General features: G+C 65.2%; 12 protein-coding genes. 6 read left to right on the top strand and 6 right to left on the bottom strand.

All coding sequences use genetic code 11. The features are described from left to right. Positions 1-224: 224 nt before the first annotated feature. Genes AC1DCU_RS01370 through AC1DCU_RS01380 form a run of 3 tightly spaced genes read left to right on the top strand, consistent with a single transcriptional unit; the run spans position 225 to position 5,334 of the window. Complete coding sequence (locus AC1DCU_RS01370) at positions 225-881, top strand: TetR/AcrR family transcriptional regulator (RefSeq protein ID WP_099784744.1); 657 nt, start codon at positions 225-227, stop codon at positions 879-881. Further along, the gene (locus AC1DCU_RS01375; RefSeq protein ID WP_025876844.1) at positions 881-2,146 is read left to right on the top strand and encodes an efflux RND transporter periplasmic adaptor subunit; all 1,266 of its coding nucleotides are present in this window, start codon (positions 881-883) and stop codon (positions 2,144-2,146) included. The genes AC1DCU_RS01370 and AC1DCU_RS01375 overlap by 1 nt, the downstream gene beginning before the upstream one ends. A 14-nt stretch (positions 2,147-2,160) precedes the next feature. Then, positions 2,161-5,334, top strand: a complete 3,174-nt coding sequence (locus AC1DCU_RS01380; protein ID WP_025876842.1) for a multidrug efflux RND transporter permease subunit — start codon at positions 2,161-2,163, stop codon at positions 5,332-5,334. Between the two features lie 155 nt (positions 5,335-5,489). Here AC1DCU_RS01380 and AC1DCU_RS01385 read toward each other — a convergent pair whose 3' ends face one another. Together AC1DCU_RS01385 and AC1DCU_RS01390 are read right to left on the bottom strand one after the other, a co-directional pair. Beyond that, on the bottom strand, positions 5,490-5,777 hold the full coding sequence (locus AC1DCU_RS01385) for a hypothetical protein (protein ID WP_033831511.1): 288 nt from the start codon (positions 5,775-5,777) through the stop codon (positions 5,490-5,492). A gap of 144 nt (positions 5,778-5,921) precedes the next feature. Continuing rightward, the gene (locus AC1DCU_RS01390; RefSeq protein ID WP_032976311.1) at positions 5,922-7,070 is read right to left on the bottom strand and encodes an acyl-CoA dehydrogenase family protein; all 1,149 of its coding nucleotides are present in this window, start codon (positions 7,068-7,070) and stop codon (positions 5,922-5,924) included. Positions 7,071-7,205: 135 nt separating this feature from the next. Between AC1DCU_RS01390 and AC1DCU_RS01395 the strand changes: the two genes are divergently transcribed. The 3 genes from AC1DCU_RS01395 to metH are packed head-to-tail and all read left to right on the top strand — an operon-like array spanning position 7,206 to position 11,976. Then, complete coding sequence (locus AC1DCU_RS01395) at positions 7,206-8,135, top strand: ArsR/SmtB family transcription factor (RefSeq protein WP_032976312.1); 930 nt, start codon at positions 7,206-7,208, stop codon at positions 8,133-8,135. A 7-nt stretch (positions 8,136-8,142) separates the two neighbouring features. Next, positions 8,143-9,237 carry a homocysteine S-methyltransferase family protein gene (locus AC1DCU_RS01400; protein ID WP_032976314.1) on the top strand — a complete coding sequence of 365 codons (1,095 nt, stop codon included), beginning with the start codon at positions 8,143-8,145 and terminating at the stop codon, positions 9,235-9,237. 54 nt (positions 9,238-9,291) lie between these two features. Next, positions 9,292-11,976, top strand: a complete 2,685-nt coding sequence (metH, locus tag AC1DCU_RS01405) for a methionine synthase (protein ID WP_025876832.1) — start codon at positions 9,292-9,294, stop codon at positions 11,974-11,976. Positions 11,977-12,051: 75 nt separating this feature from the next. On the opposite strand, the gene AC1DCU_RS01410 is transcribed toward metH, so the two are convergent. Genes AC1DCU_RS01410 through AC1DCU_RS01425 form a run of 4 tightly spaced genes read right to left on the bottom strand, consistent with a single transcriptional unit; the run spans position 12,052 to position 15,328 of the window. Then, positions 12,052-12,735, bottom strand: a complete 684-nt coding sequence (locus AC1DCU_RS01410) for a DUF2058 domain-containing protein (RefSeq protein ID WP_032976315.1) — start codon at positions 12,733-12,735, stop codon at positions 12,052-12,054. 10 nt (positions 12,736-12,745) lie between these two features. Beyond that, positions 12,746-12,985 carry a SlyX family protein gene (locus AC1DCU_RS01415; RefSeq protein ID WP_025876828.1) on the bottom strand — a complete coding sequence of 80 codons (240 nt, stop codon included), beginning with the start codon at positions 12,983-12,985 and terminating at the stop codon, positions 12,746-12,748. Then, positions 12,978-14,327, bottom strand: a complete 1,350-nt coding sequence (locus tag AC1DCU_RS01420) for a UDP-glucose dehydrogenase family protein (RefSeq protein WP_478013515.1) — start codon at positions 14,325-14,327, stop codon at positions 12,978-12,980. Before AC1DCU_RS01420 ends, AC1DCU_RS01415 begins: the two co-directional genes overlap by 8 nt. Before the next feature lie 23 nt (positions 14,328-14,350). Then, positions 14,351-15,328, bottom strand: coding sequence for an FKBP-type peptidyl-prolyl cis-trans isomerase N-terminal domain-containing protein (locus AC1DCU_RS01425; protein ID WP_025876825.1), 978 nt, complete (start codon positions 15,326-15,328; stop codon positions 14,351-14,353). Between the last annotated feature and the right edge of the window lie 85 nt (positions 15,329-15,413).

Raw genomic sequence — 15,413 nt, forward strand, 5'->3', positions numbered from 1 at the left:
GGAAAATGAAATTGTAGCCCTACCGCACGAAAAGGCCTTGCTGCAGGACGGAATAACCAGATTCGGGTTTGCTGCGGTTTAGACGCCCTATTCAGTTCGCACCGGTATGGGCGTCGCGGTCGCACAGCGTTGCCGACAGGATCGGCAAAACGTGTTACCGGAAGACACATGCGGCAACATCGGCGCGATTCCACAATCCTGAACTGGACGGTATAGTCCACCGCGTGAATCCGGCCTACCTTCCTGTCGCCCTCGACGCGCGTGATGAGCGCGTGTTCGACGCCGTGCGCGAACTGCTTGCCCGACAGGGCATGCAGATGAGCATGGACGCGGTCGCCCAGCATGCAGGCTGCTCGAAGCAGACCCTGTACTCGCGCTACGGCAACAAGCAGGCCCTGCTGCGGCGGGTCATGCAGCGCCACGTCGGCCACGCCACCGGGGCCATGCTGCGTGCACTCCGCGGTGACGACCTGCGTGGCAGCCTGCTGCAGTTCGCCACCGACTTCCTGGAGCACTTCAACCAGCCCCACGTCGGCCAGGCCTGCCGCCTGATCGCCGCCGATGCAGCACAGTTTCCCGAAGAGGCGCGTACGCTGTACCGGCATGGCGCCGGCGCGTTGACACTTCATCTTGCTGAATGGATTGAAACCGTTTGCAGTCGCGGGCTGCTGCGGCATGACGACCCGCACTTCATGGCCGAACTGCTGCTGAGCATGATTGCCGGTCAGGATTTCGACAAACAGCGCTTCCATACCCCCCATCGTGATGACGCTGCATTGCGTCGGCGCTGGGCAGAGTTCTCCGTCGATGGCTTCCTGCGCGCGTTCGCGCCGCAGCCCTCGCCGGCCCCGTCTTCAAACCAACCCCGGAGTTCCTCCTGATGACCGCCCCACTCCGCACCCTTGCCTTGACGTGCGCCGTTGCTGTCGCCGTAGCTGCCTGCAAGAAGCCGGAACAGCCGACGCCCCCACCGCCGGAGGTGGGCGTGATCGACGCCAAGCCGCAGACCCTGCCGCTGCAGCGCGAGCTGGTCGGTCGCCTGTCGCCGTTCCGCAGCGCCGATGTGCGCGCCCGCGTGCCCGGCGTGCTGCTCAAGCGCGTCTATCAGGAAGGCAGCGAGGTCAAGCAGGGCCAGACCCTGTTCCTGATCGACCCGGCGCCCCTGCGCGCCTCGCTCAACGCCTCCGAGGCCCAGCTGGCTTCGGCCCGCGCGACCTACGCCAACGCCAAGGTCGCCGCTGACCGCGCCCGTTCGCTGGCGCCGCAGAAGTTCGTGTCCAAGGCCGACCTGGACAATGCCGAGTCGGCCGAGCGCACCGCGCTGGCCGCGGTCAAGCAGGCCGAAGCCACCGTCACGTCCTCGCGCATCAGCCTGGGCTACACCGAAGTCACCGCCCCGATCAGTGGCGTGGCCAACAAGCAGCAGGTCACCGAAGGCGCGCTGGTGGGCCAGGGCGATGTGACCCTGCTGACCACCGTGGACCAGCTCGACCCGCTGTACGTGAACTTCTCGCTGAGCGTGGATGAACTGACCCAGCTGCGTGCGCAGCAGGCCAAGGGCACCCTGGCCCTGTCCGGCGACGGCAAGGCCACGGTCAACGTCAAGCTGGCCGACGGCAGCACCTACAGCGAGCCGGGCACGCTGGACTTCTCCTCGACCACGGTCGATCCGGCCACCGGCGCGGTGTCGCTGCGCGCGGTGCTGCCAAACCCGCAGAAGATCCTGCTGCCGGGCGCCTTCGTCAGCTTCCAGGCCAACCTGGGCGAGCGCAACAATGCCTACCTGGTGCCGCAGCAGGCCCTGCTGCGTGACACCAACGGCGGCTATGTGATGGTGGTGGGTGCCGACGGCAAGGTCGTCCGCAAGAACGTCAAGACCGACGGCGCGCAGAACGGCAACTGGCTGGTCAGCGAGGGCCTGGCCGCGGGTGACAAGGTGGTCGTCGCCGGCGTGCAGAAGGTCAAGGAAGGCACGCCGGCCACGGCCAAGCCGTGGACCCCGGGCCAGGACGCCAACGGCAAGCCTGCCGCCGGCGGTGCTGCTCCGGGCGCGCCTGCCGCAGCTCCGGCCGACGCCAAGGCACCGGCCAAGGCTGACCAGGCCGACAAGGCCGAGCCGGCCGCCACCGAATCGAACAAGCAGTAACGGGACCTTCCGTCATGCCTAAATTTTTCATCGAACATCCAGTCTTCGCCTGGGTGGTGGCGATCCTGATCTCGCTCAGCGGCGTGATCGCGATCCTCAACCTCGGCGTGGAGTCCTACCCCAACATCGCCCCGCCGCAGGTGACCGTCTCGGCCACCTACCCGGGTGCAAGTGCGGATACCACGGAGAAATCGGTCACCCAGGTGATCGAGCAGCAGCTGACCGGCATCGATCACCTGCTGTACTTCAGCTCCTCATCGGCCTCCAACGGCCGCGCGTCGATCACCCTGACCTTCGAGACCGGTACCGATCCGGACATCGCCCAGGTGCAGGTGCAGAACAAGGTCTCGCTGGCCACGCCGCGACTGCCTTCGGAAGTCACCCAGCAGGGTGTGGTGGTGGCCAAGGCCAACGCCGGCTTCCTGATGGTGGTGGCGCTGCAGTCCGATACGCCGACGATCAACCGTGACGCACTGAACGACATCGTCGGTTCGCGCGTGCTCGACCAGGTCTCGCGCATCCCCGGCGTCGGCAGCACCCAGCAGTTCGGTTCCGAGTACGCCATGAACATCTGGCTCAACCCGGAAAAGATGCAGGGCTATGGCCTGTCGGCCAGCCAGGTGCTGGCGGCGGTACGCGCGCAGAACGTGCAGTTCGCCGCCGGCGCGCTGGGCTCCGACCCGTCGCCGGAAGGCCAGCACTTCACCGCCACGGTGTCGGCCGAAGGCCGCTTCAGCTCGCCGCAGGAGTTCGAGAACATCATCCTGCGCGCCAATGCCGATGGCTCGCGCGTGCTGCTGAAGGACATCGCCCGCGTCGCCTTCGGTGCCAACAACTACGGCTTTGATACCCAGTACAACGGCAAGCCCACCGGTGCCTTCGCCATCCAGCTGCTGCCGGGCGCCAACGCCCTGAACGTGGCCGAGGCGGTGCGCGGCAAGATGGACGAGCTGCAGCCCAGCTTCCCGGCCGGCGTCACCTGGTTCTCGCCGTACGACAGCACCACCTTCGTCAAGATCTCGATCCAGGAAGTGGTCAAGACCCTGTTCGAAGCGGTGTTGCTGGTGTTCCTGGTGATGCTGATCTTCCTGCAGAACTTCCGCGCCACCCTGATCCCGACCCTGGTCATCCCGGTGGCCCTGCTGGGTACGTTCCTGGGCATGTGGATGATCGGCTTCACGATCAACCAGCTGACCCTGTTTGCGATGGTGCTGGCGATCGGCATCGTGGTCGATGACGCGATCGTGGTGATCGAGAACGTCGAACGCATCATGACCGAGGAAGGCCTGGCGCCGAAGCCGGCCACGCAGAAGGCGATGACCCAGATCACCGGCGCGGTGGTGGCCATCACCGTCGTGCTGGCGGCGGTGTTCATCCCCTCCGCCCTGCAGGGCGGTGCGGCCGGTGAGATCTACAAGCAGTTCGCCCTGACCATCGCCATCTCGATGGCGTTCTCGGCGTTCCTGGCGCTGGGTTTCACCCCGGCGCTGTGCGCGACGTTCCTCAAGCCGACGCACAACGACAACCCGAACATCGTCTACCGCACCTTCAACAAGTACTACGACAAGATCAGCCACACCTATGTGGGCCACATCACCTCCGCGGTGCGCCATGCACCACGCTGGATGATCCTGTTCGTGGTGCTGACCGCGCTGTGCGGTTTCCTGTTCACCCGCATGCCGGGCAGCTTCCTGCCTGAGGAAGACCAGGGCTATGCACTGGCGATCGTGCAGTTGCCGCCGGGCTCGACCAAGAGCCAGACCAACGAAGCGTTCGCACAGATGCGCGGCATCCTGGAAAAGCAGGATGGCTATGAAGGCATGCTGCAGGTGGCCGGCTTCAGCTTCGTCGGTTCCGGCGAGAACGTGGGCATGGGCTTCATCCGCCTGAAGCCGTGGGAAGAGCGCAAGTTCACTGCTCCGGAATTCATCCAGAACATGAACGGCGCGTTCTACGGCATCAAGGAAGCGCAGATCTTCGTGGTCAACCTGCCCACCGTGCAGGGCCTTGGCCAGTTCGGCGGCTTCGACATGTGGCTGCAGGACCGCAGCGGCGCCGGTTACGAGCAGCTGACCCAGGCCCGCAACATCCTGCTCGGCCAGGCCGCGCAGAAGCCGGACCACCTGGTGGGCGTGCGCCCGAACGGCCTGGAAAACGCCCCGCAGCTGCAGCTGCACGTGGACCGCGTGCAGGCGCAGTCGATGGGCATGTCGGTGTCGGACGTGTACAGCACCATCCAGCTGATGCTGGCCCCGGTGTACGTCAACGACTTCTTCTACGAAGGCCGCATCAAGCGCGTGACCATGCAGGCTGATGGTCCATACCGCACTGGCCAGGAGTCGCTGAAGAGCTTCTACAGCCCGTCCAGCCTGACCACCAATGCCGATGGCACCAACGCGATGATTCCGTTGAGCACGGTGGTCAAGTCCGAATGGGTCTCGGCACCGCCGTCGCTGAGCCGCTACAACGGCTACTCGGCGATCAACATCGTCGGCTCGCAGGCACCGGGCACCAGCTCGGGTGAAGCGATGCAGACCATGGAAGGCATCGTCAACGACGACCTGCCGGCGGGCTTCGGCTACGACTGGTCCGGCCTGTCCTACCAGGAAATCCTGGCAGGCAACGCCGCGACGCTGCTGCTGGTGCTGTCCATCGTGGTGGTGTTCCTGTGCCTGGCTGCGCTGTATGAAAGCTGGTCGATCCCGGTGGCGGTGCTGCTGGTGGTACCGCTTGGCGTTCTGGGCGCACTCGCCCTGTCGATGATGCGTGGCCTGCCGAACGATCTGTTCTTCAAGATCGGCCTGATCACGGTGATCGGCCTGGCCGCGAAGAACGCGATCCTGATCGTGGAGTTCGCGGTGGAGCAGCGTGCGGCGGGCAAGACCCTGCGCGATGCCACCATCGAAGCGGCGCGCTTGCGATTCCGCCCGATCCTGATGACGTCCTTCGCGTTCATCATGGGCGTCATCCCGATGGCGATCTCCACCGGTGCCGGCGCCAACTCGCGTCACGCCATCGGTACCGGCGTGATCGGCGGCATGCTGTTCGCCACCCTGCTCGGCCTGCTGATGATCCCGGTGTTCTTCGTGGTGGTGCGCCGCATGCTGGGCGACAAGCTGGATGAACCGTCGAAGGAATTCCTCGGCCGCCAGCGTGATGCGGAAAGCGCCCACCGCCCGGATCGTTGATCCGACGGTGAGTTGCTGAAATGAAAAGCCCCGGAGCGATCCGGGGCTTTTTTCTTTGCTGCTTTTGAATCCATGCCAACCAAGGTTGGCATCTACCAAAGCAGCGGCATGCCCGGTAGCCGCCAACCTTGGTTGGCGCTCTCCAAGGCGACGTGTCAGCGCAGCAGCGAGATCATCACGCACACTGCAACGATCACCAATGCGACCCACTGCATCGGCACGAAGAAGAAATGATGGGGTGCGGCCTCACCCTTCGGCCGCGGCGCACGGTTGAGCCACAGGCCCAGCAGCACGTTCACTGCCGCACCGATGCCACCACCCAGCAGCACCTGCTGCAGCGGGATGTTGCCCTTGGCGCCGTCGTGCGGGAAGAAGTACGCCAGCAACAGGATGCCTGCGATCGGCGTCACCAGCGTCATGAAGCCCCAGCCGCGGTAGATCATGCGGTATCTCCAGAAAAAACGATCCGCATTGCAGCAGCATGCATCCTGGAAAGCCAGAGGGGCATGCCATCTGGGCACAACGCCATCCACGCATGGCGTGGATCTACTGCCGCGCCGCCATTGCAGCGGCGCGGCACGGGAAAATCAACGCAGACCGGTCTCGTTGCGGGCGATCACCAGGCGCTGGATCTCCGAGGTGCCTTCGTAGATCTCGGTGATCTTGGCATCACGGAAGTAGCGCTCCAGCGGCATTTCCTTGGAATAGCCCATGCCGCCATGGATCTGTACGGCCTGGTGGGTGATCCACATTGCCGCTTCCGAAGCGGTCAGCTTGGCGATGGCGGCCTCGTTGCTGAAGCGCTTGCCCTCGCCCTTCACCCATGCCGCACGCAGGGTCAGCAGCAGTGCCGCATCCAGCTTGCACTTCATGTCGGCAATCTTCGCCTGGGTCATCTGGAACGTACCGATGGCCGCACCGAAGGCCTTGCGGTCCTTCACATACTCCAGGGTCGCTTCATAGGCGGCACGGGCAATACCGATCGCCTGCGAGGCAATGCCGATGCGGCCGGCGTCGAGTACGCCCATGGCGATCTTGAAGCCCTCGCCTTCCTGCCCCAGCACGTCTTCGGGCTGCGCCACGTAATCGTTGAACTCGATCTCGCAGGTGGCCGAGGCACGGATGCCCAGCTTCGGTTCGGTCTTGCCGCGGCCGAAACCGGCCTTGTCGGTGTCGATCATGAACGCGGTGATGCCACGCGCGCCCTTGTCCGGCTCGCTCATCGCGAACAGCACGATGTACTTGGCCACCGGGCCGGAAGTGATCCAGCTCTTCTTGCCATTGATGACATAGCTGCCGTCGGCCTGCTTGACCGCGCGGCAACGCATGGCAGTGGCGTCCGAGCCCGACTGCGGCTCGGTCAGCGCGAATGCACCGATGGCCTCGCCTTCGGCGATGGCGCGCACGTACTTCTGCTTCTGCGCTTCGCTGCCATGGGTCAGGATGCCGTTGCAGAACAGCGAATTGTTGACCGACATGATGGTCGAATGCGCAGCATCACCGGCGGCGACCTCCACCATCGCCAGCACGTACGCGATCGGGTCCATGCCCGCGCCACCGTATTCGGTCGGCACTTCGATGCCCATCAGGCCGTTCTCGCCCAGCAGGCGGATGTTGTCCAGCGGGAACTCACCGGTACGGTCATGGTGCTCCGCGCTCGGGGCGATCTTTTCCTGCGCGATCCGGCGCGCAACGTCCTGCAGCATCAACTGCTCTTCGGTAAAGCTGAAATCCACAACACCCTCCCGGGAAAATGGTTCGCCGATTGTACCGGGGGCCGGCCATCGGCGGCTGACTCGTGGGGAGCTGCGACTTGACCGGAAGGGGTGTCGTCGGCGAATATATCTCTATATCGCGATAGGTGGATACTTATGGATCTGGAGGACTGGTCGACCCGCCTGAAGGTGTTCGCCGATGCTACCCGCGTGCGCCTGCTGGCGCTGCTGGAGCAGGAAGAGCTGACCGTGGCCGAGCTTTCGGCCATCACCCGGTTGGCGCAGCCGCGGGTATCGACTCATCTGGCGCGCCTGAAGGAAGCCGGCCTTGTGCGCGACCGCCGTGCGGGCGTGTCGGCCTACTACCGCTTCGACGAAGCCCAGCTGGACCCGGCGCAGCGTGCATTGTGGCATGCCCTGAGCAACGGAAGCGACGACCCGTTGCTGCGCCAGGATGCTGAACGGGTAGCGGCGGTGCTCGCCCACCGCGCTGCCGACCAGAACTGGGCCGACAGCGTGGCCGGCGACATGGAGCGCCACTACTCCCCGGGCCGCACCTGGGAAGCGCTGGCGCGCACCGCGCTGCCATTGCTGGAAACCGGCGACGTGCTGGATATCGCCTCCGGCGACGGTGTGCTGGCCGAACTGGTCGCCCCGCACGCCAGGCGCTACATCTGCATCGATACCAGTGCGCGCGTGGTGGCCGCCGCCAGCGAACGCCTGCGCCGCCTGCCGAACGTGGAAGTCCGCGAGGGCGACATGCATGCCCTGCCCTTCAAGGACCGCAGCTTCGACCTTGTGGTGCTGATGCACGCCCTGACCTACGCCAGCAAGCCGGCGCAGGCGGTCACCGAAGCCGCGCGCGTACTGCGCCCGGGCGGTCGCCTGCTGCTGTGCAGCCTGGCCCGCCACGAGCACAAGGCCGCGGTCGATGCTTATGGCCATGTCAACCTCGGCTTCAGCGACAAGGAGCTGAAGAAGTTCGTCGACAAGGCCGGCCTGCAGGTCTCCAACCTGGAAACGGTCACCCGCGAAAAGCGCCCGCCGCATTTCGAAGTGATCTCGCTGATCGCCAACAAACCCTGAGGTCGACATGCCCGCATTGCCCTGGCTGCACCCGGAACGCGTGGAATCGCTGCTCGCTGCCCTGCGTGATCGGATCCTGATCATCGACGGCGCGATGGGCACGATGATCCAGCGCCACGGCCTGCAGGAAGAGGATTACCGGGGCGAGCGCTTCGCCGGCGGTTACGACCACGCCCATGGGCCCGGCTGCGACCACGGCAGCACACCCGAAGGCCACGACCTGAAGGGCAACAACGACCTGTTGCTGCTGACCCGGCCGGAGGTCATCGCCGGCATCCACACCGCCTACCTGGAAGCGGGCGCGGACCTGGTGGAAACCAACACCTTCAACGCCACCTCGGTCAGCCAGGCCGACTACCACCTCGAACACCTGGTGTACGAGCTGAACAAGGCGGGTGCGGCCGTCGCACGTGCCTGCTGCGATGCGGTGGCGGCCACCACACCGGACAAGCCGCGCTTCGTCATCGGCGTGCTCGGCCCGACCAGCCGCACCGCTTCGATCAGTCCGGACGTCAATGATCCCGGCTTCCGCAACACCAGTTTCGATGAGCTGCGCGGCACCTACCGCGAAGCCATCGATGGCCTGATCGATGGTGGCGCCGACACGATCATGGTCGAGACCATCTTCGATACGCTCAACGCCAAGGCTGCGCTGTACGCCATCGAGGAGGCCTTCGATGCACGTGGCGCGCGGCTGCCGATCATGATTTCCGGCACCATCACCGATGCTTCCGGGCGCACCCTGTCCGGACAGACCGCCGAGGCGTTCCAGGCGTCACTCGCGCATGCACGGCCGTTGTCGATCGGCCTGAACTGCGCACTCGGCGCCGATGCCATGCGTCCGCACGTGGAAACCCTGTCGCAGGTGTCGGACTGCTACGTCAGTGCCCATCCCAACGCCGGCCTGCCCAATGCATTCGGTGAGTACGACGAAACACCCGAGGAAATGGCCGCCACCCTGCGTGGCTTTGCCGAAGATGGCCTGCTCAATCTGGTCGGCGGCTGCTGTGGCTCCACCCCGGACCACATCCGCGCGATCGCGCTGGCGGTGGCCGGGCTGCCGCCCCGCGCCCTGCCTGCCGCCCAGGTGCAGGCGGCATGAACACCTCCACCCCCTCCCGCACGTCCCCCTGTTGCCGCTGAGTTGCCGCCGATCATGACGCCTGTCCGCCCTACCCGCCTGTCCGGCCTGGAACCGCTGGTCATCACCCCGGATCTGCTGTTCGTCAATGTCGGCGAACGCACCAACGTCACCGGCAGCGCGCAGTTCCGCAAACTGATCAAGGAAGGCCGTTACGAAGAAGCGGTGGACGTGGCCCGGCAGCAGGTGGCCAGCGGCGCACAGATCCTCGACGTCAACATGGACGAGGGCCTGATCGATTCGGAAGCGGCGATGACCCGCTACCTCAACCTGATCATGTCCGAGCCGGACATCGCCCGCATCCCGGTAATGGTCGATTCCTCCAAGTGGAGCGTGATCGAGGCTGGCCTGAAGTGCCTGCAGGGCAAGAGCGTGGTCAATTCGATCTCGCTGAAGGAAGGCGAGGACCTGTTCCGCGAGCACGCGCGCAAAGTGCTGCGCTACGGTGCGGCGGCGGTGGTGATGGCCTTCGATGAGAGCGGGCAGGCCGATACCTGCGCGCGAAAGGTTGAAATCTGCACCCGCGCCTATCGCCTGCTGGTCGATGAAATCGGCTTCCCGCCACAGGACATCATCTTCGACCCGAACATCTTCGCCGTCGCCACCGGCATTGAAGAGCATGACAACTATGCGGTCGACTTCATCGAAGCCACCCGCATCATCAAGCAGACGCTGCCGCACTGCCATGTGTCCGGCGGCGTGTCCAACGTTTCGTTCTCGTTCCGCGGCAACGAAACCGTGCGCCAGGCGATCCACTCGGTGTTCCTGTACCACGCGATCGCCGCGGGCATGGACATGGGCATCGTCAACGCCGGCGCCATGCCGATCTACGACGAGCTGGAGCCGGAACTGCGCGAGCGCGTGGAGGACGTGATCCTCAACCGCCGCTCTGATGCCACCGAGCGCCTGCTTGAAATCGCCGAGCGCTACAAGGGCAGCAAGGGCGCGGCGAAGACCGAAGACCTGGCCTGGCGCGAGAAGCCGGTGGACGCACGGTTGGCGCATGCGCTGGTGCATGGCCTGGATGCCTGGGTCGACGCCGATACCGAAGAAGCCCGGCAACGTTCCAGCCGCCCGCTGGACGTCATTGAAGGCCCGCTGATGGCCGGCATGAACGTGGTCGGCGACCTGTTCGGTGCCGGCAAGATGTTCCTGCCGCAGGTGGTGAAATCGGCACGTGTGATGAAGAAGGCAGTGGCCTACCTGCTGCCCTACATCGAAGCCGAAAAGGCCCGCAGCGGCGACACCGCCAAGAGCAACGGCAAGATCATCATGGCCACGGTGAAGGGCGATGTGCACGACATCGGCAAGAACATCGTCGGCGTGGTCCTGGCCTGCAACAACTTCGAGGTGATCGATCTGGGCGTGATGGTGCCGGCGCAGAAGATCCTCGATGCCGCCCGCGAGCACCAGGCCGACATCATCGGCCTGTCCGGCCTGATCACGCCGTCACTGGAAGAAATGAGCCATGTCGCCCGTGAAATGCAGCGGCAGGGCTTTGACCTGCCACTGATGATCGGCGGCGCGACCACCTCACGTGCGCACACCGCGCTGAAGATCGACCCGCACTACAAAGCCCCGACGGTCTGGGTGAAGGACGCCTCGCGCGCCGTGGGCGTGGCGCAGTCGCTGATCTCGCGCGAGCTGCGGGATGCGTTCGTCGCCGCCAACGAGGCGGACTACGCCGAGATCCGCACCCGCCACCGCAACCGCGGTGACGCCAAGCGCCTGGTCTCGCTGGAACATGCACGTGGCCAGAAGTTCCAGTGCGACTGGCAGGCGTACACGCCACCCGCACCGAAGCAGCCGGGCCTGCATGTATTCGATGACTACCCACTGGCCGAGCTGGTGCCCTACATCGACTGGACGCCGTTCTTCCAGGCGTGGGAGCTGGCCGGCAAGTACCCGGCCATCCTCACCGATGAAATCGTCGGCACCCAGGCCAGCGAGCTGTACCAGGACGCGCGCGCGATGCTCGACCGCATCGTCAACGAGAAGTGGCTGCGGGCCAAGGCCGTGTTCGGGCTGTGGCCTGCCAACAGCATCGGCGACGACGTACGTGTGCAGCATCCCGATGGCGAAGCCACCCTGCACTTCCTGCGGCAACAGGTGGACAAGCCCGCCGAACGCCCGGATTTCTGCCTGGCCGATTTCATCGCTCCGGCCGACAGCGGCAAGCAGGACTGGATCGGCGCCTTCGCAGTGACCGCCGGGATCGGCATCGACGCGCACGTGGCCCGTTTCGAGGCCGACCACGACGACTACAACGCAATCCTGCTGAAGGCGCTCGCCGACCGCTTTGCCGAAGCCCTGGCCGAACGCCTGCACCAGCGCGTACGCACCGGGTTCTGGGGTTACGACCACGCCGAAACGCTCGACAACGAAGCGCTGATCGACGAAAAGTACCGCGGCATCCGCCCCGCGCCCGGTTACCCCGCCTGCCCCGAGCACAGCGAAAAACGCCGGTTGTTCGACCTGCTGGGGGCGGAAACCAACGCCGGCATGCAACTGACCGAGAGCTTCGCGATGCTGCCGACCGCAGCGGTGTCGGGCTACTACTTCAGCCACCCGCAGAGCCAGTATTTCGTGGTCGGCCGCCTCGGTCGCGAGCAGGTCACCGACTACGCACGCCGCAAGGGCGTGGACCGTGCCCAGGCCGAACGCTGGCTGGCGTCCAACCTCGACTACGATCCGGAATGAAAAAAGGGGACGGAGGGGATTAAGTCGTTCTTGGCACAAACGACTTAATCCCCTCCGTCCCCTTTTTGTCGGTGCTTACCAGACCAGGTCGTCGGGCACCTGGTACTGCGGGTCGGCGTAGGGATCGTCCTCGGCCGGTGCATTCGGGTCGACCTTCAACGCCACCGAAGCGGCGAACACCGCCTCAGACTGGGCCAGGACTTCAGCCGTCACCAGCAGGTAGCGACCATTGAGCTGGACCACGCCCAGTTCACCGGCATTGAGTGCCTTGAGCTGCTCGGCGGTGACGTAGATGCGCTTGATCTTGCCGCCGTACGGGAAGTGGCGCGCGATATCGGCCGCTTCGGCATTCAGGCTCTTGTCCTTCAGCAGTTCTTCCAGCTTCACCTTGGCCTCGCGGCGCTGGCGGGCTTCTTCCTGCTTCAGGCGCTCGGTCTCGATGCGCTCTTCCTTTTCGCGCTGGGCACGGATCGCGTAGGCCTTGGCCAGATCCATTTCCTCGGCGGTACGCGGCTTGCGCGGCCCCTGCCCGTGGCCCTGGCCACGCTGCTGGCCAGGCTTGCCCGGGCCGCCATTGCCATGCGCCCGCCGCTCGCCGGGTTTGTGTTCGCCCTTGCCAGCGTGCTGCGGCTTTCCATTGCCAGCGCCACCCTTGCCCTGCGGGCGGCCATCACGGCGGGGGGCATCATTCTTGCGCTCGGGCTTGGGCGCGGGCTTGAAGCCCAGGCCCATCAGCTGGTCGCGGAGGGTATCGCTCATAGGATATGGATCAGTAGTGCGGCGGCGGCGGTTCGCTCGCCGGATCAGAAGAATTCAATGCATTGCGGACCTTGCCCAGGTCTTCCAGCAGCACGCGCAGGATGCCGGCATTGCGGCTGCCTTCCATGCGCGCGTCTGCAAGTGCATCGCTCAGTTCGGCCAGCGCGTGTTCCTGGAAGGACACGCGCATCTCCAGCTCGACCAGGCGCGCTTCCAGCGCCTGCTCGCGTTCGGTCGGTACTTCAGACATGCAGCGAACGCCCCCGGCCAATGCCGTAATACGCGAGGCCGGCAGCCTCGACTTCAGCCGGCTCGTACAGATTCCGGCCGTCGAACACCACCGCATCCTTCAGCCGCTCGCGCAGCATCTGGAAATCAGGGCTGCGGAACTGCTTCCACTCGGTCACAACGACCAGTGCATCGGCGCCCTGCAGCGCATCGTCGGCACTGTCACAGAACACCAGATCGTCGCGCTCGCCGAAGATCCGCTGCGATTCATGCATCGCCTCCGGATCGTAGGCGCGCACTGTCGCACCGCCTTCCCACAACTGGGCCAGCAGGCGGCGGCTGGAGGCCTCGCGCATGTCATCGGTGTTCGGCTTGAACGCCAGGCCCCACACGGCGAACGTCCTGCCGCGCACGCCTTCGCCTTCGCCCTTGTCGTAGTGGCGCTGGATCAGGGCAAACAGGTGCCCCTTCTGCGATTCATTGACCGCCTCCACCGCGTTCAGCAGTTTCGGCTCCAGGCCGGCCTGCTGCGCGGTGCGCGCCAGTGCCTGCACGTCCTTGGGAAAACACGAACCGCCGTAACCGGCACCCGGATAGATGAAGTGCCAGCCAATACGCGGATCCGAACCGATGCCCTGGCGGACCTGCTCGACGTCGGCGCCCACGCGCTCGGCGATGTTGGCGATTTCATTCATGAACGAAATCTTGGTTGCCAGCATTGCATTGGCGGCGTACTTGGTCAGCTCGGCCGAACGCACGTCCATCTCCACCACGCGATCGTGGTTGCGATTGAACGGTGCGTACAGGCGACGCATCACTGCGACCGACTCGGCGCTGGTCGCACCGATGATGATGCGGTCAGGCCGCATGCAGTCGGCAACGGCGTCGCCTTCCTTCAGGAATTCGGGGTTGGACACCACGTCGAAGGCGATATCCGCCCCACGCGCCGCCAGCTCCTCGGCAATGGCCGCACGCACTTTGTCGGCGGTGCCTACCGGCACCGTCGACTTGTTGACCACCACGGTCGGCACCGAAATGTACCGACCGATGGTGCGGGCCACGGCCAGCACGTACTGCAGATCGGCGCTGCCATCCTCGTCCGGCGGCGTGCCCACGGCGATGAACACCACCTGGCCGTGGCCGATGGCGGTCGCCGCGTCGGTGGTGAACACCAACCGCGACGCGGCGTGGTTGGCCTTCACCATCGGCTCCAGGCCGGGCTCGTAGATCGGGATGATGCCCCGGTTGAGGCCATCCACCTTGGCCTGGTCGATATCGACACAGACCACCTGGTGGCCAACGTCGGCCAGGCAGGTGCCGGTCACCAGACCTACGTAGCCGGTACCAAAAATCGCAACGCGCATATCCGTGCTGACTCCGTGTTGGCTTACGGCAGAACGCCCAGCAGCTCGACGTCGAAGGTCAGGGTGGAGTTCGGACCGATCGGACCACCCGGGGTGCCGTTCTCGCCGTATGCCAGTTCACCCGGGATCCAGAAGCGGTACTTCGAGCCGACCGGCATCAGGGCCACGCCCTCGGTCCAGCCCTTGATGACCTGGTCCAGACCGAATTCGGCCGGGCCACGGCCCGCGGAACTGTCGAACACCGTGCCGTTGAGCAGCTTGCCTTCGTAGTTCACGCGCACCTTGCTGGAGGGCAACGGACGCTCGCCACTGCCCGGACGGATCACCTGGTACTGCAGGCCCGACGGGGTGGTCACCACGCCCGGCTGGGTCTTGTTCTTGGCCAGGAACGCGTTGCCTTCCTGACGGTTGGTCTGCGCTGCCTGTGCGGCCTTGGCCTGCATCTCGGCCTGCTTGGCACCCATGAACGACTGGATGGTGGCAGTGGCATCGGCTTCGCTCATCTTCGGCTGGCCCTTGCTCAGGCCAGTGTTGATCGCGTCAAACAGCGAAGCGGTATCGATATCGTCCTTCAGCTGTGCCAGCGACGGACCCACCGAATAAGCACCGATCATCTGCGCGACCTTGACCCGATCGACCTTCGCCGGCTGCGAGCCCGGCGCGACGCCCGGCACCTGCTGGCCGCTGCGGGCCATCACCACCTGGCGCAGGGCGGCATCGGTCGCCTTGGCCTGTTCCTGGGTGATCTGCGGCTGCAGGCCTTCGAAGGAACGCTCCACGGCAGTGCGCAGCGCGGCTGCATCGATTTCATCGGCGATCGGCGCGAACGACTTGGCCACATCCAGACCAATGGCGTAGCCGAGCTTCTGCTTGGGGGAATTCAAGGGTGCGGTCTCCTTGGCGGCCGAAGGAGCGGCCGGTTGTTGCGACAGGGCGACACCGGAGGTGCCCATCGCCAGAATCAGAACCGACGCCGCGGCGCCGCGCATTCCCATTTTCATTCGCTGCATTCCTGGAAGTGACTGGACGCCGACGTCGGCGCGAAAACACGTATTGTCGCACGCATGCCGTCGATGTCGAGGCATC

Source organism: Stenotrophomonas sp. 10L48, assembly GCF_056395105.1.